The sequence below is a fragment of the Salipiger bermudensis genome, from assembly GCF_017309175.1.
GTDB lineage: Bacteria > Pseudomonadota > Alphaproteobacteria > Rhodobacterales > Rhodobacteraceae > Salipiger > Salipiger bermudensis.
This window is the reverse complement of record NZ_JAEKJV010000017.1, coordinates 1-23,674: the sequence shown is the minus strand read 5'-3', so window position 1 is coordinate 23,674 and position 23,674 is coordinate 1. Positions and strand designations below refer to the sequence as shown.

20 protein-coding genes are annotated in these 23,674 nt (G+C 67.5%); 11 read left to right on the top strand and 9 right to left on the bottom strand.

Annotated elements, in window-relative coordinates:
* Positions 1 to 154 precede the first annotated feature (154 nt).
* Positions 155 to 1,843 (bottom strand): acyl-CoA dehydrogenase family protein, encoded by a 1,689-nt coding sequence (locus JF542_RS19280; RefSeq protein WP_207077043.1) that lies wholly within the window; start codon positions 1,841 to 1,843, stop codon positions 155 to 157.
* Positions 1,844 to 1,989: 146 nt separating this feature from the next.
* On the opposite strand from JF542_RS19280, the gene JF542_RS19275 reads away from it, so the two are divergent.
* Positions 1,990 to 2,760, top strand: coding sequence for a sulfite exporter TauE/SafE family protein (locus JF542_RS19275; RefSeq protein WP_207077042.1), 771 nt, complete (start codon positions 1,990 to 1,992; stop codon positions 2,758 to 2,760).
* Between the two features lie 4 nt (positions 2,761 to 2,764).
* On the opposite strand, the gene JF542_RS19270 is transcribed toward JF542_RS19275, so the two are convergent.
* Positions 2,765 to 3,889, bottom strand: a complete 1,125-nt coding sequence (locus JF542_RS19270; RefSeq protein WP_242533846.1) for an enolase C-terminal domain-like protein — start codon at positions 3,887 to 3,889, stop codon at positions 2,765 to 2,767.
* Between the two features lie 293 nt (positions 3,890 to 4,182).
* On the opposite strand from JF542_RS19270, the gene JF542_RS19265 reads away from it, so the two are divergent.
* Positions 4,183 to 4,524 carry a carboxymuconolactone decarboxylase family protein gene (locus JF542_RS19265; RefSeq protein WP_207077040.1) on the top strand — a complete coding sequence of 114 codons (342 nt, stop codon included), beginning with the start codon at positions 4,183 to 4,185 and terminating at the stop codon, positions 4,522 to 4,524.
* 190 nt (positions 4,525 to 4,714) lie between these two features.
* On the opposite strand, the gene pheT is transcribed toward JF542_RS19265, so the two are convergent.
* From pheT to JF542_RS19250, 3 genes are all read right to left on the bottom strand, one after another.
* On the bottom strand, positions 4,715 to 7,111 hold the full coding sequence (gene pheT, locus JF542_RS19260; protein ID WP_207077039.1) for a phenylalanine--tRNA ligase subunit beta: 2,397 nt from the start codon (positions 7,109 to 7,111) through the stop codon (positions 4,715 to 4,717).
* A gap of 371 nt (positions 7,112 to 7,482) precedes the next feature.
* Positions 7,483 to 8,358, bottom strand: a complete 876-nt coding sequence (locus JF542_RS19255; RefSeq protein WP_207077038.1) for an MBL fold metallo-hydrolase — start codon at positions 8,356 to 8,358, stop codon at positions 7,483 to 7,485.
* Between the two features lie 142 nt (positions 8,359 to 8,500).
* A complete protein-coding gene (locus JF542_RS19250; RefSeq protein WP_207077037.1) occupies positions 8,501 to 9,145 on the bottom strand; it encodes a peroxiredoxin in 645 nt (214 codons plus the stop codon).
* A gap of 111 nt (positions 9,146 to 9,256) precedes the next feature.
* Between JF542_RS19250 and JF542_RS19245 the strand changes: the two genes are divergently transcribed.
* The gene (locus tag JF542_RS19245) at positions 9,257 to 10,177 is read left to right on the top strand and encodes a hydrogen peroxide-inducible genes activator (protein WP_207077036.1); all 921 of its coding nucleotides are present in this window, start codon (positions 9,257 to 9,259) and stop codon (positions 10,175 to 10,177) included.
* 138 nt (positions 10,178 to 10,315) lie between these two features.
* On the opposite strand, the gene JF542_RS19240 is transcribed toward JF542_RS19245, so the two are convergent.
* Together JF542_RS19240 and JF542_RS19235 are read right to left on the bottom strand one after the other, a co-directional pair.
* The gene (locus JF542_RS19240; RefSeq protein ID WP_007794556.1) at positions 10,316 to 13,450 is read right to left on the bottom strand and encodes an efflux RND transporter permease subunit; all 3,135 of its coding nucleotides are present in this window, start codon (positions 13,448 to 13,450) and stop codon (positions 10,316 to 10,318) included.
* 30 nt (positions 13,451 to 13,480) lie between these two features.
* The gene (locus JF542_RS19235) at positions 13,481 to 14,683 is read right to left on the bottom strand and encodes an efflux RND transporter periplasmic adaptor subunit (protein WP_207077035.1); all 1,203 of its coding nucleotides are present in this window, start codon (positions 14,681 to 14,683) and stop codon (positions 13,481 to 13,483) included.
* 197 nt (positions 14,684 to 14,880) lie between these two features.
* Between JF542_RS19235 and JF542_RS19230 the strand changes: the two genes are divergently transcribed.
* The 8 genes from JF542_RS19230 (at position 14,881) to JF542_RS19195 (ending at position 20,446) form a co-directional block, all read left to right on the top strand.
* A complete protein-coding gene (locus JF542_RS19230) occupies positions 14,881 to 15,501 on the top strand; it encodes a TetR family transcriptional regulator (RefSeq protein ID WP_207077034.1) in 621 nt (206 codons plus the stop codon).
* Between the two features lie 69 nt (positions 15,502 to 15,570).
* Complete coding sequence (locus JF542_RS19225) at positions 15,571 to 16,248, top strand: DUF4386 domain-containing protein (RefSeq protein WP_340689166.1); 678 nt, start codon at positions 15,571 to 15,573, stop codon at positions 16,246 to 16,248.
* Between the two features lie 106 nt (positions 16,249 to 16,354).
* Complete coding sequence (locus tag JF542_RS19220) at positions 16,355 to 17,260, top strand: sulfite exporter TauE/SafE family protein (RefSeq protein ID WP_007794545.1); 906 nt, start codon at positions 16,355 to 16,357, stop codon at positions 17,258 to 17,260.
* On the top strand, positions 17,257 to 18,018 hold the full coding sequence (locus JF542_RS19215) for a TIGR02186 family protein (RefSeq protein ID WP_007794541.1): 762 nt from the start codon (positions 17,257 to 17,259) through the stop codon (positions 18,016 to 18,018). Before JF542_RS19220 ends, JF542_RS19215 begins: the two co-directional genes overlap by 4 nt.
* Positions 18,015 to 18,446: an acyl-CoA thioesterase gene (locus tag JF542_RS19210; RefSeq protein WP_007794538.1), complete on the top strand. Its 432-nt coding sequence runs from the start codon at positions 18,015 to 18,017 to the stop codon at positions 18,444 to 18,446. Before JF542_RS19215 ends, JF542_RS19210 begins: the two co-directional genes overlap by 4 nt.
* A 75-nt stretch (positions 18,447 to 18,521) precedes the next feature.
* The gene (locus JF542_RS19205; RefSeq protein ID WP_207077033.1) at positions 18,522 to 19,721 is read left to right on the top strand and encodes a Zn-dependent hydrolase; all 1,200 of its coding nucleotides are present in this window, start codon (positions 18,522 to 18,524) and stop codon (positions 19,719 to 19,721) included.
* A gap of 59 nt (positions 19,722 to 19,780) precedes the next feature.
* Positions 19,781 to 20,227 (top strand): DUF2383 domain-containing protein, encoded by a 447-nt coding sequence (locus JF542_RS19200; RefSeq protein ID WP_007794533.1) that lies wholly within the window; start codon positions 19,781 to 19,783, stop codon positions 20,225 to 20,227.
* 57 nt (positions 20,228 to 20,284) lie between these two features.
* Entirely contained in the window at positions 20,285 to 20,446 is a 162-nt protein-coding gene (locus JF542_RS19195) for a hypothetical protein (RefSeq protein ID WP_007794531.1), read from the top strand.
* A 167-nt stretch (positions 20,447 to 20,613) separates the two neighbouring features.
* On the opposite strand, the gene JF542_RS19190 is transcribed toward JF542_RS19195, so the two are convergent.
* Together JF542_RS19190 and JF542_RS19185 are read right to left on the bottom strand one after the other, a co-directional pair.
* The gene (locus JF542_RS19190) at positions 20,614 to 21,315 is read right to left on the bottom strand and encodes a response regulator transcription factor (protein WP_207077032.1); all 702 of its coding nucleotides are present in this window, start codon (positions 21,313 to 21,315) and stop codon (positions 20,614 to 20,616) included.
* Positions 21,312 to 23,192, bottom strand: coding sequence for a hybrid sensor histidine kinase/response regulator (locus JF542_RS19185; protein ID WP_207077031.1), 1,881 nt, complete (start codon positions 23,190 to 23,192; stop codon positions 21,312 to 21,314). Before JF542_RS19185 ends, JF542_RS19190 begins: the two co-directional genes overlap by 4 nt.
* Positions 23,193 to 23,674: the final 482 nt, after the last annotated feature.

Below are 23,674 nucleotides of genomic sequence, written 5' to 3'. Positions count from 1 at the left end.
CCAATGAATGGAAAAGGGCGGTGACCGAAGTCACCGCCCTTCCTGTTTCAGCGTCAGTGCAGGTGCTCAGCCCAGCAGGCGCCGTGCGATCACCTGAGCCTGGATCTCGGCGTGCAGCCGAGGCAAACCCTCCCCCGGAGGGTTTGCGACATCGTCACCCAAGAAGCCTGCGTGCAATCACCTGCGCCTGAATCTCGGCTGCACCCTCGAAGATGTTGAGGATGCGGGCGTCGCACAGGATGCGGCTCACGGTGTATTCCAGCGCGAAACCGTTGCCGCCGTGGATCTGCAGCGCGTTGTCGGCATTGGCCCAGGCCACGCGGGCGCCGAGCAGCTTGGCCATGCCGGCTTCTAGATCGCAGCGGATGCCCTCGTCCTTCTCGCGGGCCGAGAAATAGGTGAGCTGGCGGGCGATCATGATCTCCACCGCCATCATCGCGAGCTTGCCCGACACCCGCGGGAAATCGATCAGCGACTTGCCGAACTGCTTCCGGTCCTCGGCATAGCGCATACCGACGTCGAGCGCCGCCTGCGCCACGCCGATGGCGCGGGCCGCGGTCTGGATGCGGGCGCTCTCGAAGGTCTCCATGAGCTGCTTGAAGCCCTTGCCTTCCTCGCCGCCGAGGAGGTTCTCGCCCTTGACCTTGAAGCCATCGAAGCCGAGTTCGTATTCCTTCATGCCGCGATAGCCCAGCACCTCGATCTCGCCGCCGGTCATGCCCTCGGTCGGGAACGGCTCAGCATCGGTGCCCGGGGTTTTCTCGGCCAGGAACATCGACAGACCCTTGTAGTTGTCGGTCGAGGGATCGGTGCGGGCCAGCAGCGTCATCACGTGGGTGCGCGCGGCGTGGGTTATCCAGGTCTTGTTGCCGGTGACGGTGTAATCGCCGCTCTCGTCCTTGACCGCACGGGTGCGCAGCGAGCCAAGATCCGAGCCGGTGTTGGGCTCGGTGAACACGGCGGTGGGCAGCTTCTCACCGGAGGCCAGCGCCGGCAGCCATTTCTGCTTCTGCTCCTCGGTGCCGCCGGCGATGATCAGCTCGGCGGCGATCTCGGAGCGGGTGCCCAGCGAGCCCACGCCGATATAGCCGCGCGACAGCTCTTCCGAGACCACGCACATCGAGGCCTTGGACAGGCCGAAGCCGCCGTATTCCTCGGGGATGGTGAGGCCGAACACGCCCATCTCGGCGAGCTCCTCGATGACCTCCATCGGGATCAGCTCGTCCTTCAGGTGCCACTCGTGGGCGAAGGGCTCGACCTTGTCGACGGCGTAGCGGCGGAACTGCTCGCGGATCATCTCGAGCTCTTCGTCGAGCGCGGTCTTGCCGACGGTGATCTCGGCCGAGCGTTCCTGCATCAGCTCCACGAGGCGCGAGCGGGCGGCCTGGCTGTTGCCTCGCGCCATCAGCGTTTCAGTGGCATCGGTGCGCAGCGCGGCGGCGGCCTCTGCGCTGACGCCCAGATCCGAGAGGCGCACCATCTCGCCCTGGTTCATCTGGATGCCGCCGGCAATCTGGTTGAGATACTCGCCGAACGCAATCTGGTGGATCAGCTGTTCGACCTCGCCGAAGCCGCCGTCGCCGGTCAGCTTGTCGGCCCAGTACTGCATCTGGCGCAGGCTCTCGACATAGGTGGCGAGCCAGGCGAGCCCGTGGGCGGCGAACTGGTTTTCCTCGATCAGCTTGCCGGAGACGCGGCCATCCTCCTCGACCGTGGCGCGCAGCGAGGCGCGCGCGGCCTCGAGCACCGCCTCGGCGGGGGCGATGGCGGCCTTGGTGAGGCCGGTCAGATCGTCGAGCAGGATGCTCTGGCCGAGGGCGATGTCCTGTCCGTCATGTGCCATGAATCACTTCCTTCTCCTGGGTCTCGGTGGGGATACCTACTTTGCAGGTGCAGCGCAACAAAAATACCCCGTGAGGTATTCCTTAGTTCTATTGTTGCGCGCAAATTTCAGAAAGACATGCCGCGCGAGCATGTTATGAGCATCCCATGGACACGATATTTAGCCTGATCCCGCCCTCCTTGCTCGTTCTTTCCTTCGGGGTCTCGGCTCTGGCTGGGTTGGTCAAAGGCATGGTCGGGTTTGCCTTGCCGATGATCCTGATTTCGGGCCTTGGCAGCTTCCTGTCGCCCGAGCTGGCGTTGGCCGGTCTGATCCTGCCCGCGCTGATCAGCAACGCGGTGCAGGCGCTGCAACACGGCTTCCGCGCCGCCCTGGCCTCGCTCAAGCGATTCCGCGTGTTTCTGGGCGCGGGGCTGCTCTGCCTGCTGCTCTCGTCCCAGCTGGTGCGGGTGCTGCCGGTTCCGGTGCTGCTGGCTATGATCGGCGGGCCGGTGGCGCTGTTCTGCATCATGCAGCTGGCCGGATGGCGGCCGCATCTGAAGAACGGGCAGAACCGCTTTGCCGAGGTGGTGATCGGCAGCGTCGCGGGCTTCATCGGCGGCATGTCCGGGGTCTGGGGGCCGCCGATGGTGGCCTATCTCACCGCCATCGACACCGAGAAGCGCGAGCAGATCCGCGTGCAGGGCGTGGCCTACGGGCTTGGCGCACTGTCGCTGACCGGGGCGCATACGGTGTCCGGCGTGCTCAATGCTCAGACCGTGTGGTTCTCGGCCTTTCTCGTGGTGCCCTCGATGCTGGGCATGTGGCTGGGCATGAAGGTGCATGACCGGATCGATCAGGCGGCGTTCCGCAAGATCACCCTCTGGGTGCTGCTGGTCGCGGCGCTGAACCTGCTGCGCCGGGCCTTCTTCGGCTAGGGCCTCAGCCGAGCGCCTCGGCCTGCGCGTATTTCGCCAGCATCGCCGGGTCGACCGCCACCCCGAGACCGGGGCCCTCTGGCACGTGCACCCGGCCACCCCGGACCGGGAAGGGCTCGGTGAGGATGTCCTCGCTGGCATAGTAGGTTGACATGTAGAACTCGCAGTCGAGCCGAAGTTCAGGCAGCGCCGCCATCAGGTGAGCGCCGGCGGCGTGGGCGAGACCGGTCTCGAACATGCAACCGCCATAGACCTCGATCCCGGCGGCGCGGGCGATGGCGTTGACCTCGAGCGCGCGGCGGATGCCGCCGGACTTCATCACCTTCAGCGAGAAGATGTCGGCCATGCGGATCTGCACCCCGTGAAGCGCCTCGCGCACGCCAAAGACCGACTCGTCGGCCATGATCGGGGTCTCGATCACATGGGCGATATGGGCCAGCGCGTCGCGCTCGTGCATCTTCACCGGCTGCTCGACAAAGGTCGGGCGGAAGGCCTCGAGATCGCGGATGCAGCGCACCGCGTCATAGGCGGGCAGGCCTTGATTGTAGTCGATGCGCAGGTCGGCCTCGGCGCCGTAGATCCCGCGCAGCTTCTCGAGCCGCATCAGGTCGAAGCCGTGGCTCTTGAAGCCGGTCTTGATCTTGAAGATCCGCACGCCCTCGGCCCACATCGCCGCCACGTCCTCGAGATCCTTGCCGAAATCCGGGTTGGCGACGGAAAAGCTCAGCCCCATGTCGTCGCGCATCCGGCCACCCACCAGCTCGCAGACCGACAGGCCCGAGATCTGTCCGGTGAGATCGAGCAGCGCCATCTCGAGCGCCGCCTTGGCCTCGGGGTGGCCCACCACCAGTGCCTCGGCGTCCCGCATGTGGCGCTCGACCTGCACCGGGTCCTGCCCGATGAGATGCGGGCGGAGATAGGTATAGAGCGCCGCGACGGTGCCCTCGGCGGTGCCGGTGAAGGCGGGCCAGGGCGAGGCCTCGCCCCAGCCGGTCAGGCCGGTGTCGGTGATCACCTCGAGGATCACGGCGTGGATGCCCGCCACGTCGCCGATGCCGTGCGAATGCACCGCCTTGCCGGGGATCAGCACGCGGTGAACGCGGATGCGGTCGATCTTGTGGTCGCTCATCATGGGCTCCGTCTGGCTGTGGGCCACGTCCGGCGCGGCGGTCTTGCGGGCTTGTTAGCGTCGATCCGTGGGCTCGGCCAAGGGCGGGCGACCGTCTCGCCGGAATTTTCACGGATCGTGTGACCGGGGTGCGGAAATCGCCGTGGAAACAAGCGCTCTTCGGGCCGGTCATACCTGCAAAGGCTTGCATGTGATGCATGGGGGCTTCCCGCGCGCCGCCTGATCTCGATCAAGGCTCGGGCGAGGGCTGCATGGTCTTAGAGATGCAAGCGATTTGCATGAAAGGACAGGCCATGAGCTTCAAGGACCAGATCAGCGCCAATGCCGGCTACATGCGCGAGCTGCGCAAGGCCATGCCCGAGACCTTTGCCGGCTTCATGGAGCTCCAGAAGGCCGCGACCGTCGACAACGCGCTGAGCAAGAAGCAAAAGGAATTCGTGGCACTTGGCATCGCCGTGGCGATCCGCTGCGAGGGCTGCATCCTGTCGCACGTGGCAGCGCTGGTGAAGGCCGGTGCCACCCGTGAAGAGCTGGTCGACGTGCTGGGCATGTCGGTGCAGATGGCAGGTGGCCCTGGGCTCAGCTACGCCGCCAAGGCGCTGGCGATCTTCGACGAGCTGATCGCCGAGGGCTGAGCGGAGAACGGTCTTCACCGCGTCGCGACAAAGACGGCAAGGGCATGGGCCATGCGCAAGGTCCGGCGCACGAGAGCTGCGTCTAGGGCCCGCAATGCCCATGTGCCGGCAACGGCACGCCGCGCGATGAACGCAAAAGGCGCGGCCCTCGCGGAGCCGCGCCTGTCCTGTCTCAAGCGGTGAGGCGGGCTCAGCCGCGCAGCGTGCCGCCGGTGGCCTTGGTCACCTTCTCGACGATCTTGGCGCCGACCGCCTCGATGTCCTTCTCCTTCAGCGTCGCGTCGGAGGGCTGCAGGCGCACGGTGATCGCCAGCGACTTCTTGCCCTCGCCGAGGCTGCCGCCGATGAACTCGTCGAACACCCGGACCTCCTCGATCAGCGCCTTGTCGGCGCCCGCCGCGGCGTTGACCAGATCGAGCGCCGCCACGTCGGCATCGACCACGAAGGCGAAGTCACGCTCGACCGCTTGCAGGTCGTTGAGCTTCAGCGCCGGACGGCCCGAGCCCTTGGAACGCGGCAGCGGGATCTCGGCAGGGTAGAGCGTGAAGCCCACCGCCGGGCCCTTGACGCCGAGCTCGGCCAGCACCTTGGGGTGGATCTCGCCGAACACGCCGAGCACCTTCTTGGGGCCGAGGCAGAGCTTGCCATGACGGCCCGGGTGCCACCATTCCTCGGCGCCGCGCAGGATCTGCATCTTGGCGGGTGCGCCGATCGCAGACAACACCGCCTCGGCATCGGCCTTGGCGTCGAAGATGTCGACCGGGCGCGAGGCGCCGTGCACGTCTTTGGGGCCGCTGCGGCCCACGAGCAGGCCGGTGATCTGGGTGTGCTGCTCTTCCGGCTCGCCGCCCTGAAAGGCCGCGCCAACCTCGAACAGCGCCAGATCGGCGAAGCCGCGCGCCTGGTTGCGCGCCGCCGCCTGCAGCAGGCCCGGCAGCAGCTGCGGGCGCATGTGGCTCATCTCGGAGCTGATCGGGTTGGCGAGCATGGTGGCATCGTCGCCGCCGCCGAAGAGCTCCGCCGCCGCCTTGTCGATGAAGCTGTAGGTGACGCATTCGTTGTAGCCAAGCTCGGCCACGGTACGACGCGCGATCTGCTCGCGCTTCTGCATCGGCGACAGGATCGGGGCGGGCACGCCCGCCTGCGGGCGCGGCATCGGCTGGCCCTTGAGCTTGGTGAGCGAGGCCACGCGGGCGACCTCCTCGACGAGATCCGCCTCGCCCATCACGTCGGGGCGCCAGCTCGGCACATGGGCCATGTCGCCCTCGAGCGTGAAGCCGAGCGCCTCCAGAGTGGCGCGCTGCTCGTCGGCCGGGATCTCCATGCCGACGAGGCTCACCACGCGGTCGGTGTCGAGCTTGTAGGCGCGGCTGACATCGGGGGTCTCGCCCGCGACCACCACCTCGGAGGCCTCGCCGCCTGCGATGTCGAGGATCATCCGCGTCGCCGCCTCGATGCCGGGCTGGGCCGAGGCCGGGTCGATGCCGCGCTCGAAGCGGTAGCGGGCGTCGGAATTGATCTTCAGGCCGCGCCCCGTGTAGGCGGTGCGGATCGGGTCGAAATAGGCCGCCTCGAGGAAGACGTTGACGGTGTCGTCGCTAACACCCGTGGGCTCGCCGCCCATCACGCCGCCAAGGCTCTCGGGCCCGCTGTCGGCGGAGATCAGGATCATCCCCGGCTCCATGGTGTAGGTCCGCTCGTCCAGCGCCTCGAGCGTCTCGCCGCCCTCAGCTGCGTGCACCCGCAGGTTGCCCTGCACCTTGTCGGCGTCGAACACGTGCAGCGGGCGGTTGCGGTCGAAGGTGAAGAAGTTGGTCACGTCGACGAGGAAGGAGATCGGGCGCAGGCCGATGGCCTTGAGCCGGTCCTGTAGCCATTGCGGCGAGGGGCCGTTCTTCACGCCCTTGATGACGCGGCCATAGAAGACCGGGCAGCCGTCCTTGGCGCTGTCCTCGATGGTCACCGAGATCGGGCAGGGGAAGCTGCCCGCGACCGTGACCGGTGCAAGCGGCTTCAGCGTGCCGAGGCCGCGCGCCGCGAGATCACGGGCAATGCCCTCGACGCCAAGCGCGTCGGGCCGGTTGGGGGTGATGGCGATCTCGATCACCGGGTCGACCTTGGCGGGATCGTTCTCGGCGAGCCAGTCGGTGAAGGGCTGCCCGACCTCGCCGGAGGCCAGCTCGATGATGCCGTCATGCTCTTCCGACAGCTCCATCTCGCGCTCCGAGCACATCATGCCGAAGCTCTCGATGCCGCGGATCTTGCCGACCTGGATGGTGGTGTCGATGCCGGGCACGTAGGTGCCGGGCTTGGCGATGACCACGGTGATGCCCTCGCGGGCGTTGGGCGCGCCGCAGATGATCTGGCTCTCGCCCTCGTCGGTCAGCACGGTACAGACCCGGAGCTTGTCCGCGTCCGGATGCTTCTCGGCCTTGAGGACCTTGCCGATGGTAAAGGCCGCCAGCCGCTCGGCGGGGTTCTCGACCCCTTCGACCTCGAGCCCGAGATCGGTCAGTGCCTCGGTGATCTCGTCGACCGAGGCTGTGGTGTCGAGGTGCTCTTTCAGCCAGGAAAGGGTGAATTTCATCGCGAAGCCGCCCGTGTTGGTGTCACGTATCGCGCCGCTCTTAGCGGATCGCCGCGCAGGGGGAAAGGGGCGGCCGGCCAATGCGCCCCACGCGCGGCGTCCTCTGTCCGGTTTCGCATGCCGCCCGCGCGCCCACCCGGGAGAGATCGTGCAGCCCCCGTCTTCTCTTCGTCGAAAATACTCCCGCCGGAGGCATCCCGCCCGACCTGCTGCCGGGCAAGGCCGGATCAACGCGCCGCCGGCGCCATCGTCTGCCGTCCATGCCCAGGGCACAGTTCTTGAGCACCCCCATCTTCTCTTCGTCGAAAATACTCCCGCCGGAGGCATCCCGCCCAACCCGCTACAGGGCAGGGCCGGGACAACGCGCCCCGTCAGCGTGGCTCGAAGTAGTCCAGCGGGATCTTGAGGTAGCGCCGGCCATCGCCCTCCGGCGCGGGCTTGCGCCCGCCGCGGATGTTGATCTGCAATGCTGCCAGCATCAGCTTGGGCAGCGGCAGGGTGGCATCGCGCTTGTCGCGCACGGCGCGGTACTCGGCCTCGGACGGCGCGTCCTTGAGGTGGATGTTCGAGGCCTTGTGCTCGGCGACGGTGGCGCAGCAGGCGGCGTCGCGGCCCTCGGGGGCGTAGTCGTGGCCGACATAGAGCCGGGTGTCGTCGGGCAGCGACAGGATCTTCTGGATGGTCTCGTAGAGATCCTTCGAGGAGCCGCCGGGGAAATCGGCGCGCGAGGTGCCGCTGTCGGGCATCATGAAGGTATCGTGCACGAAGGCCGCGTCGCCCGCGACATAGGTGATCGAAGCCAGCGTGTGGCCGGGCGAGAAGATCACCTTCACCGGGATCTCGCCGACCATGAATTCATCGCCATCGGCCAGCAGCCTGTCCCACTGGCTGCCGTCGGTCGGGACATCGGAACCGAGGTTGTAAATGCACTGCCAGAGCTTCTGCACGCCGGTGACCCTCTCGCCGATGGCGGTGGGGGCACCGAGCTTTTCCTTCAGCCATGGGGCGGCGGAGAAATGGTCGGCATGGGGGTGGGTGTCGAGGATCCAGACCACCTCGATGCCGGTCTCCTCGACATAGGCGAGGATCTTCTCGGCGTTCTCGGTGCTGGTGGCGGCGGCCTGCGGGTCGTAATCCCAGACCGGATCGACGATCGCGCCCTTCATGGTGGCGGGATCGTGGAAGACATATTGCCAGCTTCCGGTTGCTTCGTCCCAGAAGCTCTTGACGATCGGGCTATGGGTCATCTTGGTCCTCGTTGTCCTGTGGGGCTTGCCGAGCCCATGGCTGCGGCGCTCTCGTATGACATGTTCCGAATTGAAGATATGTTCCAATCCGCATGGGTATCCAGTGCCGCCGGTGCGCCACAAGGGCGCACCGGCCGCCGGATCAGAGCTGGCGGGTGGAGAAATACCAGTCGACGGTGTCATAGCCTTCGCCGGCGCGGGCCATCGCGGCCTCGGGGGTGGCCGGGGTCGGCACGATCACCGGGTCGCCCGGTGTCCAGTTCTCCGGCATCGCGCATTTGTTGGCGTCGGCGGTCTGCAGCGCCACGAGCAGGCGATGGATCTCGTCCACCGAACGGCCGGCGTTCATCGGGTAGTAGACCATGGCACGCAGCACGCCCTCGGGGTCGATGATGAACGTCGCCCTTACTGCAGCGGTGTCGGAGGCGCCGGGCTGGATCATGCCGTAGGACTGCGCCACCGTCATGCTCAGGTCGGCGATGATCGGGAAGCCGATCTCGACGCCGAACTTTTCCTTGATGTTCAGCATCCACGCGATGTGGCTGTAATGGCTGTCGATCGACAGGCCGAGCAGGGCGGTGTTCATCTCGGCGAAAGCGTCCTGTTTCTTTGCAAAGGCGATGAACTCGGTGGTGCAGACCGGGGTGAAATCCGCCGGGTGCGAAAACAGGATCAGCCACTGGCCGCGGTAGTCCTGAAGCGTCTTGCGGCCGTCGGTGGTGGGAGCGTCAAAGGCCGGGGCGGGCTCGTTGAGGCGGGGCATCTGCGGGCAGGGCGTGTCGAGCATCGGGGTCTTCCTTCTGTCAAAACCAGAGTCTGTCGTTCGATGACCCCGATGTACTCGTGATAGTCATATTCTTGAAATTGATTGTATCGCTCATTGTGATAGAAAACCTCTATGATCAATCCGCAGATCACCCTGCGCCAGCTGCGCTTCCTCGCCGCGCTCGCCGAGACGCTGAACTTCTCGCGCGCCGCCGAGCTGTGCCATGTCACCCAGCCCACCCTGAGCGCGGGGCTGCGCGAGCTCGAGGAGCGGCTCGGCGTGCAGCTGGCCGAGCGCAACACCCACTCGGTGATCCTGACGCCGCTCGGGGCAGAGATCGCCGGGCGGGCGCGGGCGCTCTTGCTGGCGGCGGGTGATATCGAGGCGCTGGCCGCCGCGCAGGGCCGGCCCGACCAGGGCGACCTGCGGCTGGGGGCGATCCCGACCATCGGTCCCTACCTGATCCCGCGGGCCCTCCCGGCGCTGCGTGGGGCCTTCCCCGAGCTGCGGCTGTTCCTGCGCGAGGAACTGACCGAGCAACTGGTCGAGGGGCTGCTGTCGGGGCGGCTCGACCTGATCCTCTTCGCCCAGCCCTTCGACATCGCGGGCATCGAGACGATGCATCTCTTCGATGACGGCTACCACCTCGCCACGCCGCCCGGCCTGTCGCGCTATGGCGGCGGCGCGGTGAGCGGCGAGGCGCTGGAGGGGGCGCGGCTGATGCTGCTTGAGCGCGGCCATTGCCTGCAGCGCCATGCCCTCAAGGCCTTTCCCGACTACGAGATCGAACAGGACGAGAGCTTCTCGGCCACCAGCCTCTCGACGCTGATCTCGATGGTGAGCGAGGGGCTGGGGATCACGCTGCTGCCGGATCTGGCGATCCTGTCCGGGGTGCTGGCAGGGCAGGAGGTGGGGCTGTCGCCGCTCGAGGGGGCCTGTCCGCGCCGGGTGATGCTGGGCTGGCGGCCGGGCACGCCGCGGGCCGAGATCTTTGCCCGGCTGGGCGGGATCCTGCAGCGCACCCGTGCGGCGATGCAGCAGGATATGGCCTGAATTCCGGCCTGAATCTGGGCCTGTAACCCGGATCGGAAGACCGCGCCTGAAAGCTGGGCCTGAAACTGGACCTGAAACGCGACCGCGCCGCCCGGGATGTCCCGGACGGCGCGGCCTGTTCTTGCGATAGCAGAAGGGTCAGGCGGTCTCTGCCTGTTTGGCTGCGAGCTCCTTGGCCTTCTTGCGACCGAAGATGCGCTGCACCACGACGAAGAACAGCGGCACGAAGATCACCCCCAGCACGGTGCCCGTGATGGTGCCGCCAAGCACCGCCGAACCCACCGCGGTGCGGCCGCCGGCGCCGGCGCCGGAGGACAGCACCAGCGGCACCACGCCCAGCGAGAAGGCCAGCGAGGTCATGATGATCGGGCGGAAGCGCTGCTTCGCCGCCTCGGCCACCGCCGCCAGAAGCTCCTCGCCCGCCTCGTAGCGTTCGCGGGCGAACTCGACGATGAGGATGGCGTTCTTGCCGGTCAGGCCGATCACCGTGAGCAGGCCGACCTGGAAGAACACGCCGTTCTCGAAGCCGAACCAGTAGGCCGCGCCCATGGTGCCGAGGACACCGATCGGCATTGCCAGCATCACCGAGAACGGGATCGTCCAGCTCTCGTAGAGCGCCGCGAGGCAGAGGAAGATCGCCGCCAGCGACAGGGCGTAGAGCAGTGGTGCCTGACCGCCAGAGTCGCGTTCTTCCAGCGACAGGCCGGTCCAGGCGAGGGCGTAGCCCGGCGGCAGCTCCGACACGAGGCGCTCCATCTCGGCCATCGCCTCGCCCGAGGTCACGCCGGCGGCCGGCTCGCCCTGGATCTGCATCGAGGGGATGCCGTTGTAGCGGCTCAGGCCCTGCGGGCCGTAGGCCCAGTCCTCGGAGGTGAAGTTGGCGAACGGAACGAGCTCGCCATTGGCATTGCGCACCCGCCATTTCTGCAGGTCCGACGGCGTGGCGCGGCTGTCCGCCTCGCCCTGCACGTAGACCCGCTTGATGCGGCCGTTGTCGTTGAAATCGTTCACGTACTGGCCTGCCCAGGCCACCGACAGGAGGTTGCCGACATCGGTGGGAGAGACCCCGACCGCGCCGGCGGCACGCCAGTCGATGTCGAGGTTGAACTGGGCAGCGTCCTCGAGCCCGGAGGGGCGCACGGAGCCGATCAGCTCGCTCTGCGAGGCCATGCCAAGCAGCTGGTTGCGGGCATTCAGGAGCTGTTCGTGGGTCTGGCCAGCCTGCGCCTGCAGGTAGAAGTCGAAGCCCGAGACGTTGCCGAGCTCGATCACCGAGGGCGGCACGATCGGGAAGACCTGCGCATCCTGGATGCCCATGAAGGCCGGGAAGGCGCGTCCGGCGACGGCCTGCACGCTCTGGCTCGGGTCCGGGCGTTCCTCCCAGTCCTTGAGCCGCACGAAGGCGAGACCCATGTTCTGGCCCTGACCGGCGAAGGAGAAGCCGACCACGCCGAACACCGACTCGACGTTCTCTGCCTCGTTCTCGCGGAAATGGGTCTCGACCTGCTCGACCACGTCGAGCGTACGCTCGGCGGTGGCACCGGTGGGGCCCTGCACGAGGACCATCAGGATACCCTGGTCCTCGTCCGGGAGGAAGCCGGTGGGGGTGTTGTTGAACAGGTAGACCATGCCGCCGGCGAGGGCGAGATAGACCAGCATGATCCGCAGCGGGCGCTTGATCAGGTAGGCCACGGTGCCGCGGTAGCCGTCGGCGGTCTTGTCGAAGCCCTTGTTGAACCAGCCGAACGGGCCGCGTTTGGTGTGGTTCACGTCCTTCGCCTTGAGCAGCGTGGCGCAGAGCGCCGGTGTCAGGGTCAGGGCGACCAGCACCGACAGCGCCATGGCCGAGACGATGGTGATCGAGAACTGCCGGTAGATCACACCGGTGGAGCCGGGGAAGAAGGCCATCGGCACGAACACCGCCGAGAGCACCAGCGCGATGCCGATCAGGGCGCCGGTGATCTGGCCCATCGACTTGCGCGTTGCCTCACGCGGGGAGAGGCCCTCTTCTTCCATGATGCGCTCGACGTTTTCGACCACCACGATGGCATCGTCGACCAGCAGGCCGATGGCCAGCACCATGGCGAGCATGGTGAGCGTGTTGATGGTGAAGCCCGCCATCGCGAGGATGCCGAACGTGCCGAGGATGACGACCGGAACCGCCAGCGTTGGGATCAGCGTGGCGCGTAGGTTCTGCAGGAAAAGCAGCATCACGAAGAACACGAGGATGATGGCCTCGATCAGGGTCTTCTGCACCTCGTGGATTGAGATCTCGATGAACGGGGTGGTGTCGTAGGGAATGACGTAGCCCACGCCCTCGGGGAAGAACTCGGAATACTCCTCGATCCGCTCCTTGACCCGCTCGGAGGTGTCGAGCGCGTTGGCGCCCGAGGCCAGCTGCAGCGCCATGCCCGAGGAGGGCTGGCCGTTGTAGCGCGCGATGGTGGAGTAGTTCTCGGCGCCGATCTCGACCTCGGCCACGTCCTGCAGCAGCACCAGGCCGCCATTGGTCTCGGTGCGCAGCACGATGTTGCGGAAGTCTTCCGGGGTGGAGAGCAGCGACTGCGCGGTGATGGTGGCGTTGAGCTGCTGGCCCTCGGGGGCGGGCAGGGTGCCGAAGGAGCCCGCCGAGATCTGCGCGTTCTGCGCCGAAACCGCGCTGACCACGTCCGAGGGTGTCATCTCGAAGGCGGCAAGCTTGGACGGATCGAGCCAGATCCGCATGGCGTATTGCGCGCCGAAGACCTGCGCCCCGCCGACGCCCTCGATGCGGGCGAACTCGTCAACGAGGTTGGAGTTCAGGTAGTCCGACAGGTCGGCCTGTTCGAGCCGTCCATCCTCGGAGATCAGGCCGATCACCATGAAGAAGGACGACGACGCCTTCTCGACGGTGACCCCTTGCCGCTGCACCGTCTCGGGCAGCAGCGCGGTGGCCTGGCTGAGCTTGTTCTGCACCTGCACCTGCGCCACGTCCGGATCCGTGCCGGATTCAAAGGTCAGGGTGATCGAGGCGGTCCCGGCCGAGGTCGACGAGGACGACATGTAGCGCATGCCGTCGAGCCCGGTCATCTGCTGTTCGATGATCTGGGTGACGGTATTGGCCACGGTCTGCGCCGAGGCGCCGGGATATTGCGCGCTCACCCGCACCGAGGGCGGTGCGATCTGCGGATACTGCGCGATGGGAAGGGTGAGCAGCGACAGCACGCCGACGCCCATGATGAGGATCGAGATCACCCAGGCAAAGACCGGACGGTCGATGAAGAAACGGGCCATAAGAGGGACTCCTGACGCTCGCGGCGCGGCTTATTCGGTGGCGGTCTCGGCGGTCTCGGCGGTGTCTGCGGCAGTGTCTCCCGCCGCGGACTCCTCGCCCTCGGCAGCGGAGCGTTCCTGCGGCGACACGGTCATGCCTTCGGAGACCTTCTGCAGGCCGGCCACGATGACGCGGTCGCCAGCGGCAAGGCCGTCGGTGACGACCCAGGCATTGCCCTGATCGCGCTGTACGGTGAGCTGGCGGCTCTCGACGGCGTTCTCGGCATTCACCACCATCGCCATCGGGCGGCCACGGCGGTCACGGGTGACGCCTTCCTGCGGCGCGAGGATGGCATCCTCGACGGTGCCCTGCGGCATCTCGACCTGCACGTACATGCCCGGCAGAAGGAACTGGTCGGGGTTGGGGAACTCGAGGCGCAGCACGATGACGCCGGTCTGCTCGTTCACGTAGGGTTCCGCGGCGGCGAGGCGGCCGGTGTGCTCGTAGGTCTCGCCATCGGCGAGGGTCAGCGTCACGAGGCCATTGCCCTCGCTCTCGACATCCTGCCCCGACCGGCGCCAGCGCAGCATTTCGGCGGCGGACTGGGTCACGTCGACATAGATCGGGTCGAGCTGGCGGATGGTGGTCAGCGCGGTCGACTGGCCCGAGGTCACCAGCGCGCCCTTGGTCACCTCGCTGAGGCCGGCGGAGCCGCTGATCGGCGCGCGGATGGTGGTGCGCTCGAGATCGATCTCGGCAGAGAGCAGATTGGCCTGCGCCACCTTCACCGCCGCCTCCGCCACGTCGCGTGCGGCGAGCGCGTCGTCGAGGTTCTGCTGGCTGGCGACGTTGCGCTGGCGCAGCTCTTCCTGACGGTCGGCATCGCGCTGGGCGGAGCTGAGCGTGGCTTCCGCCTGCGCCAGAGAGGCTTCGGCAGCGGCCATCGCGGCCTCGTAGACCGCCGGGTCGATGCGGTAGAGCGCCTCGCCCTGCTCGACCTCGGCGCCTTCCTCGAACAGGCGGTCGGTGATGATGCCGTTGACCTGCGGGCGCACCTGGGCAACGCCGGAGGCGGCGACGCGCCCGGGCAGGGTGGAGGTGAGCGTCACGTCGGACGCTTGAAGCGTCACCACGGTCACCGGTTGCGGCGGGCGTTCGCCGCCCTGCTGCTGCGCGGCTGCGGGCAGGGTGGCAGCGGCCGTGACCAGCGCGGCGGTGGCAAGGCGCAGGGTGCGGGTAAGTCCTCTGAGCATGGGAGCACTCCAAAGAAGGCAAAAGGCCGCTGAAAAGCGGAACGGTCTTGAATGGCGATATGGAAACTGTGTAGTTTTGTAAAGCTCGCCGCGTCGGGAACAGAGTTTTTTTCTCTGCGTTGCGGCACAGGAGATGTGCAGTGCCAGATCAATCATCACAGACCGGGGCGGTTTCGCCAAGGCGTCGCGGCCGCCCGGTGCAGATCGATCACGAGACCCGCGAGGCCATGGTGCTCGACGCTGTGGGCGAGCTGCTGATGCAATGCCGGCTCGAGGACATCAGCATGTCTGGCATCGCCCGTAAGGCGGGGATGTCAAAGCGCACGCTCTACACCATCTTTGCCAGCCGCGAGGAGCTGCTCGGGGCAACCTTCGCGCGAATTGGGCAACGCATCTTCCGCCCACTCGCGCCCGAGGAGCGCGACCTCCCTCTCGTCGAGCGGCTCGACAAGCTGCTGACGCTGAACGAGATGCCGCAATTCGAGCAGGGCGCGGTCGAGGTGCTGCGCGCGGTGATCGCCGAGGCGCCGATCCATCCGGGCATCGCGCGCCAGTGGGATGCCGAGGGGCGGGGCGCCCTGATCAGCTACATCTCGGCCGAACTGGCCTGCGCCGCCGAGAGCGGCGAGGTGACCCTGCACGAGATGACCGCGACCGAGGCGGCAGAACTGCTGGTCGACATGATGATGGGTGAGGTCCTGCACGATCTGCTGATCCCGAACGAGCGCCACCTCGACGCGTGCCACGCGCGCGAAGACAAGCAGATGCGCCGCCGTCGCGCGGTTCGGGTGTTTCTCGAAGGGGTTCGCGTGCGCTGAGCTTTGCGCGGCCCGCGAGCCGGTCTAGGGTCGCGGCGACAGATGCCGCCGCAGCGAGGATCCGAGACCGTGATCGCCCAAAGCCCTCTTGCCGCCCCGATGGGCGCGGCGCGCCTTGCCGGTGCGCTCTATCTTCTGATCATCCTGCTTGGCCTGACCAGCGAGGTCGCCCTGCGCGGCAGCCTGATCATGCCCGGGGACGCCGTGGCCACTGCCGAGGCCATCCTCGCCCAACCCGGCACGCTGCGGCTGAGCCTTGCGGCCGACACGGTGATGGCGCTGGCCGACGTCGCGCTGGCGGTTCTGCTCTACCTGCTGCTGCGCCCGGTGAGCGCGGCGCTGGCGTTGATGGCGATGGTGTTCAGGCTGGTGCAGGCGGCTCTGATCGCCATGTCGCTGCTGTTCCAGTACGGCGCGCTTTTGATCCTGCAGCGGGACGGCGCCCCGGAAGCGGCGATGCTGGCGCTGGAGTTGCACGGCCACGGCTACGACCTCGGGCTGGTGTTCTTCGGGGTGAACAGCCTGCTCACCGGCTGGCTGCTGGTGCTCTCGGGGTTTGTTCCGAAACTGCTGGGTTGGCTGATCGCGGCGGCGGGCGTGGTCTATATCCTTGGCAGCGCGATCCTGTTCATGGCCCCGGCGATGGCCGACCTCTTCGCCCCGGCCTACCTGCTGCCGGTGCTGTCCGAGACCGCCTTCTGCCTGTGGCTGCTGATCCGCGGCCTCGGTCCCCGCGCCCCGGGCTGAGCCCGCATGGCAGAAAATCGGCAGCGCTATCACAGTCGCGCGCCGATCCACACGCGGCGCCGCCCGGGAGCTTGCCAAATCGGGGCGCCGGTTTCAAAGATGGATCATGCAGATCTACCTCCCAATCGCCGAGGTTTCGGTCAACGTCTTCCTGCTCTTCGGCCTTGGCGGGCTGGTCGGGGTGCTCTCGGGCATGTTCGGCGTCGGAGGCGGCTTCCTGATCACGCCGCTGCTGTTCTTCATGGGCATTCCGCCCGCCGTGGCGGTGGCCACCGGCGCCAACCAGATCGTCGCGAGTTCGGTCTCGGGGGTGCTGGCGCATCTCAAGCGCAAGACCGTCGACCTGCGCATGGGCACGGTGCTGCTCGGTGGCGGCCTCGTCGGTGCGGCGCTGGGCGTCTACGTCTTCAACCTGCTCAAGCAGGTCGGTCAGGTCGATCTGCTGGTACGACTCTGCTACGTGGTCTTCCTTGGCATCATCGGTTCGCTGATGTTCGTCGAGAGCCTGCGGGCGCTCAGGCGCTCGAAAAAGGGCGGCCCGCCCAAGCGGCGCCACCACGGCTGGGTGCATGGCCTGCCGCTGAAGATGCGCTTCCGCACCTCGGGGCTCTACATCTCGGCGATCCCGCCGGTGATGGTCGGCCTCTCGGTGGGCGTGCTGTCGGCGATCATGGGCGTGGGCGGCGGCTTCATCATGGTGCCGGCGATGATCTACCTGCTGGGCATGCCCACAAAGGTGGTGGTTGGCACCTCGCTGTTCCAGATCATCTTCGTCACCGCCTTCACCACCATGCTACACGCGGTCACCAACTACACGGTCGACATCCTGCTGGCGCTGGTGCTGCTGATCGGCGGCGTGATCGGGGCGCAGTTCGGCACCGCCTTCGGCACGCGACTCAAGGCCGAGCAGCTGCGCATCCTGCTGGCCTCTCTGGTGCTTCTGGTCTGCGGCAAGCTGGCGCTCGACCTGTTTCTCACCCCCGCCGACCTCTACGAGCTGGGGGTGCAATGATCCGGCTGCTGCTCCTGCTTCTGGCGGTCTTCGCCCTGCCGGCCCGGGCCGAGGAGGTGGTCATGGGTCTGAGCAAGGACCGGGTTTCGATCACCGCCGATTTCGACGGCTCCGAGATCCTGATCTTCGGCGCAGTGAAGCGCGAGACCGAGATCCGCACCGAGCCGCCGCTCGAGGTCATCGTCACGGTCTCGGGCCCGGTCACTCCGGTCACGGTCTGGCGCAAGGAGCGGCGCTTCGGCATCTGGGTCAACACCGACGCGGTCGAGATCGATGCGGCGCCCTCGTTCTACGCGGTGGCCACCTCGGCGCCTTGGCCGCAGGTGATCTCCGAGGTCGAGGACCTGCGCCACAAGGTGTCCGTCAATCGTGCCATCCGCTCGGTCGGCGCGCCGATGAACATCGTCGATTCGCCCAGCTTCACCGAGGCGCTGATCCGCCTGCGCGAGACCCGCAGTCTGTACCAGCAGCGCCCGGTGACCGTGACGTTCAACGAATCCACCCTGTTCGACACACGGATCTCGATGCCCGCCAACATCGTCGAGGGCACCTATACGGTCCGCGTCCTGCTAACGCGCGGCGGCCGGGTGGTGTCGCAGTACAGCTCCGAGCTCGAGGTCGGGAAGGTCGGGCTCGAACGCTGGCTCTACAACCTCTCGCGCAACCAACCGCCGCTTTACGGCCTGCTCTCGCTGGTGATCGCCATCGCCGCCGGCTGGGGTGCCTCGGCGGCCTTCAGAGCCCTGAGATCCGGATGACCCGCAAAGCCCCGTCGCCCCGCTCCGCCTATCGTGCCTTCTTCTCCGTGCAGACCCGCTGGGACGACAACGATCTCTACGGTCACATCAACAACGTCACCTACCTGAAATACATCGATACAGTCGTGGCGCTCTGGCAGACCGGGCAGGGCGTCGATCTCGGCGCGGATGCGGATCTGCGCTACCTCGTGGTCGAGAGCGGCGCGACCTACCATTCCGAGGCGCGCTTCCCCGAGCAGCTGCACGCCGGGCTGCGCGTCGGTCGGCTGGGCAACAGCTCGGTGCGCTACGAGGTCGGCATCTTCCGCGAAGACGACGAGATCGCCTGCGTCGAGGGCTTCTTCATTCAGGTTGCCGTCGACCGCGACACCCGCCCCGCGCCCGTCCCTGCCGGGCTGCGCGCCGCGCTTGAGACAATCCTCGCCTGAGCGCCGGGAATCCGGCGAGGGCGTTTGACATCGCGCCGCGCCGTCCGCAGGGTCCGCTTCGAAAGGAGTGCCGCCATGCTGCCCGTCGACCCCAAGCGTTTCCTCGAGGACCTGCATGCCCTGCGCCGCTTCGGCGCCTCCGGCGTCGGGAAGGGGGTCGCGCGCCCCGGCTTCTCGGACGAGGACATCGCCGCGCGCGACTGGCTCGCGGGCCGCATGTCCGAGGCGGGGCTCACACCGCAGTTCGATCCCGCAGGCTCGCTCTTCGGTCTGGACGAGGGGCGCTCGCTGCTGATGGGGTCGCATTCCGACAGCCAGCCCGAGGGCGGCTGGCTCGACGGTGCGCTGGGCGTGGTCGCGGCGCTGGAGGTGGCCCGCGCCTCTCGGGAGGCCGGAGGGCCGCCGGTTTCCGTGGTGTCGTTCTCCGACGAGGAGGGCCGCTTCGGCGTCACCACCGGCAGCTCGGTCTGGGGCGGAAACCAGACGCTTGAAGGCGCCGACGCGCTGCATGACGCGCAAGGCGTGAGCTTTGCCGAAGCCCGGGCCCGTTTTGGCGACCGGCGCGGCGGGTTTGTCGATCCCTCCCGCTTCTCGGGATATGTCGAGATGCATATCGAGCAGGGGCCGGTGCTCGACACCAGCGGCGAGAAGATCGGCGTGGTCGACGCCATCGTCGGCATCCGCGACATGCATCTGAGTTTTACCGGCCAGCAGAACCACGCCGGCACCACGCCGATGCACCTGCGCCGCGATGCCTTTCAGGCGCTCGCAAGCTTCAACGCGGCGCTCAACGAGCGCTTCGCCAACGTGGTGACCCCGCAGACTGTCTGGACCATCGGCCATGTCGCGCTGCATCCCAACGCCGCCTCCATCGTGCCGGGGCGGGCGCGCTTCTCGATGCAGTGGCGCGACGGAGATGCCGATCGGCTGGCGCGGATGGAGACGATCATCCGCGACACCGCCGCCGAGATCGCCGCGGCGCATGGCATGGGGCTCGAATTCGGCCCGATGTTGGGGCTCGACCCGGTGACGATGGATGCCGGTCTGCGCTCGGCGCTCGAGACGGCGGCCGAGGCCGAGGCGCCGGGCAACTGGCGGGTGATGCCCTCGGGCGCACTGCACGACGCCACCAACGTGGCCCGGCTGATGCCGGTCTCGATGCTGTTCGTGCCCTCGATCGGCGGCATCAGCCACGACTTTGCAGAGGACACCGACGAGGCCGATCTGGTGACCGGCCTCAACACGCTGGCGCGCGCCGTGGCCGCGCTCGGCTAGGGCAGGGAACCTCTCGGCCTGAAGGACGTTTTCAGAAAACTGTTCCCGGAGAAACCGTTATGACCGATCCCCAGCCCGTCAGCGCAAGCGACGACCAGCTTTCGACGTTGCAGGACCTGCTGTCGCGCAGCGCCGAGACCCATGCCTGGTTCGAGGAGATGGCCGAGAAGGCCGAGCCCGACTTTCGTCACGTGGCGCTGAAGTTCCGCGGCCTTCACGTGGAACAATGCGACCGCATCACCGCGATCATGACGGCGCTCGGCGGTGAACCCGACCGCTCTGGCGGAGTGCGCGCGGCGGTCAACCGCACGTCGGTGTCGTTGCGCTCGCTCTTCGAGGAGATCGACGACGACATGATGAGCGCCGTCGAGGACGCCGAGGCGCAGCTTCTGGCCGAGTTCGACGCCGCGCTCAGCAGCCTCGCCCCCTCGCGCTACCGCGACGAGCTGGAGCAGATGAAGGGCGAATTGGTGACGCTGCTCTCCGAGGAACCGGGCGACGCCTGAGCGCCGCGCAGATCCAGAAACTGTGCTACCCTGCTCGCGAGGGAACGGGAGGATAGCATGGATCCGGTCAGTCTCGTCTATTACGCCATCATCTGCGGGGTGCTGTGCTGGGCCGGTCCCCGGATCGGCGGCCCTGTGCCGAGGGTGCTTGCCGGGGTGATCGTGGGTGTGCTGGCGGCGGGCGTATTGCCGGCGCTCAAGGGGATGCTTGGCGGCTGAATGTCGCTTTGGGTCGAGGCGCTGGGCCTTTTGCCCGCCAAGCGCCGACCGGCCTCGGGCGCGGCAGACAGACACCCCCGTCGCGGCCCCCATAACGATCTGCGTTGGCGTCCATTGAGAGAGGCCAAAGCTCAGGCCCAGGCGCTGTCCCGCGGGCTATGCCGGCCTCACGCCCACTCCACATCCCCCAGAAAGATATACCCTGCGCCGTAGATCGTCTTGATCAGCCGCGGGTTCTTGGGATCCTCCCGCAGCTTGGTGCGCAGCCGCGAGATCCGCACATCCATCGCCCGGTCGAAGCTCTCGCCTGCGGCGCCGCCAAGGCTCTCCTGCATCTGCGCCCGGGTGATCAGCCGCTTGGGGCTGTCGAGGAACAGCCGCAGCACCTCGCCCTCGGCATGGGAAAACGGGGTCTCCCCTCCGGCCTCGTCCTCCAGCGCGTAGCGGTCGAAATGCGCCGTCCAGCCGTTGAACCGGGCGGTGTCGCTCTGCCGCAGCGCCGCGCGGGGCCCGCGGAGACGGGCCCGGATGCGCGCGACCACCTCGGCCGGATCGAAGGGCTTGATAATGTAGTCGTCGGCGCCGAGCTCGAGCCCGGTCACCCGGTCCTGCACCTGCGCCCGGCCCGAGATGATGATCACGCTCGCCCCCTGTTCCAGCGCCAGCCGGTGCACCAGTGTCAGCCCGTCGCGGTCGGGCAGGCCGAGATCGACAAGGCAGACATCCGGCGTCGCCCGTTTCAGCGCCGCCTCGAACTCGGTGGCGCGGGCGAAGCTCAGGGTGCGGAAACCGGCCTCTGTCAGCGCCTCCGACAGGATCGTGCGGATCGCCGGCTCGTCGTCGAGGATGAAGACCAGAGGCGCGCTCATGCGGCATCCCTCCGGTGGCCGAGGAACGTCCGCAGCTCGTCCGCGGTGAACGGCTTGGCCAGCACCGGCGCCGCCTGCCGCGCCTCCACGTGCCGCGGGTGATCGGGCGGCAGCGAGGTCATCAGCCGCACCGGCAGATCCGGCAGCAGCCCGGGCAGGGCGCTTCCCGGCAGCGCGCCCTCGAGCGAGATGTCCGACAGCACGAGATCGATCTCGAGCCCCTCGGCCAGCGCGCAGGCCTCTTCGACCGAGCTCGCCTCGATGACGCTGTGGCCGATCCCGGTGAGCATCTCGCGCACTTGGGCGCGCAGCTCGGGATTGTCCTCGACCAGCAATGCCAGCCCGCCGGTGGGCTGCGTCTCGGGCCGGCGCAGCGGCAGGCGCAGCGTGACGCAGGCGCCGCGCACGCCATTGCCGAGCTTCACCTCGCCGCCGGCGAGCTTGACCATATCGTAGACCATGGCGAGCCCCAGCCCGGACCCCTCGCCACCCTTGGTGGTGAAGAACGGGTCGAGCCCGTGCGCCAGCGCCTCCGCGCTGAAGCCCGGTCCACTGTCGGCCACCGAAAGCTCGAGCCAGGTGTCCTGCACGGCGCGGGCGGCAACGGTGATCTCGCCCGACGCACCGCAGGCATCGGCGGCGTTGAGCACGAGGTTCAGCGCCGCGTCCTGCAACATTCCGGGGTCGATCAGGAAGGCGCCCTTGGCCTCTTGCACGATGCGCAGCGCCAGTGCCTCGGGCAGGGACGGCCGCGCCAGCGTCTCGAGATCACGCAGGAAGCGCGACAGCGCCACCGGCTCGGGGCGCCAGGCCCGGTGGCTGGTGATGTCGGCGATGCGGTTGAGCAGCTCGCCGCCGCGCCGCGCCGCCTGCAGCGTGGCGGTGATCAGCGCTTCGGCTTCGTCCCCTTCGACCATGCGCGCGAGCTTCGCCTGCATGCCGAGGATGATGGTCAGCAGGTTCGAGAAGTCATGCGCCAGCCCCGAGGTCAGCTGTGCCGCCAGCTCCCGCCGCTTGGTCTGCTGCAGCGCCGCCCGTGCCTGCGTCTCCTCGGTGACATCATGGCTCAGGATGTAGACCCCCCTTTCGCAGGGATCGGGGGTGAACACCGCCCGGATGCGCCGCGACGAGCCTTCGTCGGTGAACTCGAAAATGCTCTGCGCCCCGCCGAGCGCGCGCTCGAGATGCGGCCGCACTTTCTCGTAGGCTGGCCCCAGTGCCTCGGAGACATGCAGCCCGAGGATCTCAGAGGGCCGCCCCGGCATCACCGAGGACAGCCGCCGGTTGGAAAACGTGTAGCGCCCCGCCGCGTCGACCCGTGCAAGGTGCGCCGGCATCATCTCGGTGGTGAGGCGGGTGCGCGCCTCGATCTCGGTCAGCTCGCGCCGCGCCTCCTGCAGCGCCGCGTTGGTGGCCTCGAGCTGACGGTTGCTGGCCGACACTTCTTCCGAGCGCCGCAACACCTCCTCCGAGAGCAGCTCCGAGCGGGTGCGCAGCAGCTGCTCCTGTCGCTTCATGCCGGTGATGTCGGTATAGACCGTCACCCAGCCGCCCTGCGGCAGCGGCGAGCCCTCGACCGAGATGGTGCGCCCGTTGGCGCGGGTGCGTTCCATGTAATGCGGCTCGAAGGCGCGGGCCTGCTGCACCCGGACCGCGATGAAGCTCTCGGGATCGTCCACGTGACCGTATTCGCCGCGCTCGACGAGATGCCGGATGGTGTCCTCGAACCGCGCGCCCTCGTCGGTGAGGCGCTTCGGCAGATCGAACATCTCGGCGAAGCGGCGGTTGCACACCGCCAGCCGCAGGTCGCTGTCATAAATCGACAGAGCCTGCTGGATCAGGTTCAGCCCGGCCTGTGTCAGTGCATCCTTGCTCATGGCGCCTCCCGCCTCCCGGCCCCATGGCTAGCACTCCCCACCCGCGCGCGGAAGCCGAACCGACGCAACGTCGGACAAGGCCCCCATATCTTCTTTGGTTCGAAAATACCTCGGGGGTGAATGCGGCCCTGCCGCAGAGGGGGCAGCGCCCCTTAACCGGCTGTTGATTGCACTGTATTCGGCACAATGCCGGATGCGCGCTTCTCGCCCGCCGAAGTAGTCGTAAGGCAAGAGAACCTTACCTTACCGGCACTTCATGCCAAGGACACTGCCCAACGTTGATCTGGCAGCGCATCACGTCGATCACGCGCGAGACAGTGCATTCTCATCACCGCGGGGGCTGAGCCAGATGGCATACGCTAGGATAGTGCCCCACGGCATGGTGTAGGAGCGTCGACCTTCGGAGAGGTCCGGGCCTGATCAGGATGCCACTGCGGGCAGCCTGACGGTTGGATTGTCGGTGACGCGGGCCAAGGTTTCAA

Excerpts from the sequence above, each read along its gene's own strand:
- JF542_RS19215 (WP_007794541.1), top strand. The coding sequence starts at position 17,257 with ATGATCCGGCTGCTGCTCCTGCTTCTGGCGGTCTTCGCCCTGCCGGCC.
- JF542_RS19280 (WP_207077043.1), bottom strand. The coding sequence starts at position 1,843 with ATGGCACATGACGGACAGGACATCGCCCTCGGCCAGAGCATCCTGCTC.
- JF542_RS19265 (WP_207077040.1), top strand. The coding sequence starts at position 4,183 with ATGAGCTTCAAGGACCAGATCAGCGCCAATGCCGGCTACATGCGCGAG.
- JF542_RS19205 (WP_207077033.1), top strand. The coding sequence starts at position 18,522 with ATGCTGCCCGTCGACCCCAAGCGTTTCCTCGAGGACCTGCATGCCCTG.
- JF542_RS19210 (WP_007794538.1), top strand. The coding sequence starts at position 18,015 with ATGACCCGCAAAGCCCCGTCGCCCCGCTCCGCCTATCGTGCCTTCTTC.
- JF542_RS19255 (WP_207077038.1), bottom strand. The coding sequence starts at position 8,358 with ATGACCCATAGCCCGATCGTCAAGAGCTTCTGGGACGAAGCAACCGGA.
- JF542_RS19200 (WP_007794533.1), top strand. The coding sequence starts at position 19,781 with ATGACCGATCCCCAGCCCGTCAGCGCAAGCGACGACCAGCTTTCGACG.
- pheT (WP_207077039.1), bottom strand. The coding sequence starts at position 7,111 with ATGAAATTCACCCTTTCCTGGCTGAAAGAGCACCTCGACACCACAGCC.
- JF542_RS19195 (WP_007794531.1), top strand. The coding sequence starts at position 20,285 with ATGGATCCGGTCAGTCTCGTCTATTACGCCATCATCTGCGGGGTGCTG.
- JF542_RS19245 (WP_207077036.1), top strand. The coding sequence starts at position 9,257 with ATGATCAATCCGCAGATCACCCTGCGCCAGCTGCGCTTCCTCGCCGCG.
- JF542_RS19185 (WP_207077031.1), bottom strand. The coding sequence starts at position 23,192 with ATGAGCAAGGATGCACTGACACAGGCCGGGCTGAACCTGATCCAGCAG.
- JF542_RS19275 (WP_207077042.1), top strand. The coding sequence starts at position 1,990 with ATGGACACGATATTTAGCCTGATCCCGCCCTCCTTGCTCGTTCTTTCC.
- JF542_RS19220 (WP_007794545.1), top strand. The coding sequence starts at position 16,355 with ATGCAGATCTACCTCCCAATCGCCGAGGTTTCGGTCAACGTCTTCCTG.
- JF542_RS19190 (WP_207077032.1), bottom strand. The coding sequence starts at position 21,315 with ATGAGCGCGCCTCTGGTCTTCATCCTCGACGACGAGCCGGCGATCCGC.
- JF542_RS19235 (WP_207077035.1), bottom strand. The coding sequence starts at position 14,683 with ATGCTCAGAGGACTTACCCGCACCCTGCGCCTTGCCACCGCCGCGCTG.
- JF542_RS19240 (WP_007794556.1), bottom strand. The coding sequence starts at position 13,450 with ATGGCCCGTTTCTTCATCGACCGTCCGGTCTTTGCCTGGGTGATCTCG.
- JF542_RS19270 (WP_242533846.1), bottom strand. The coding sequence starts at position 3,889 with ATGAGCGACCACAAGATCGACCGCATCCGCGTTCACCGCGTGCTGATC.
- JF542_RS19250 (WP_207077037.1), bottom strand. The coding sequence starts at position 9,145 with ATGCTCGACACGCCCTGCCCGCAGATGCCCCGCCTCAACGAGCCCGCC.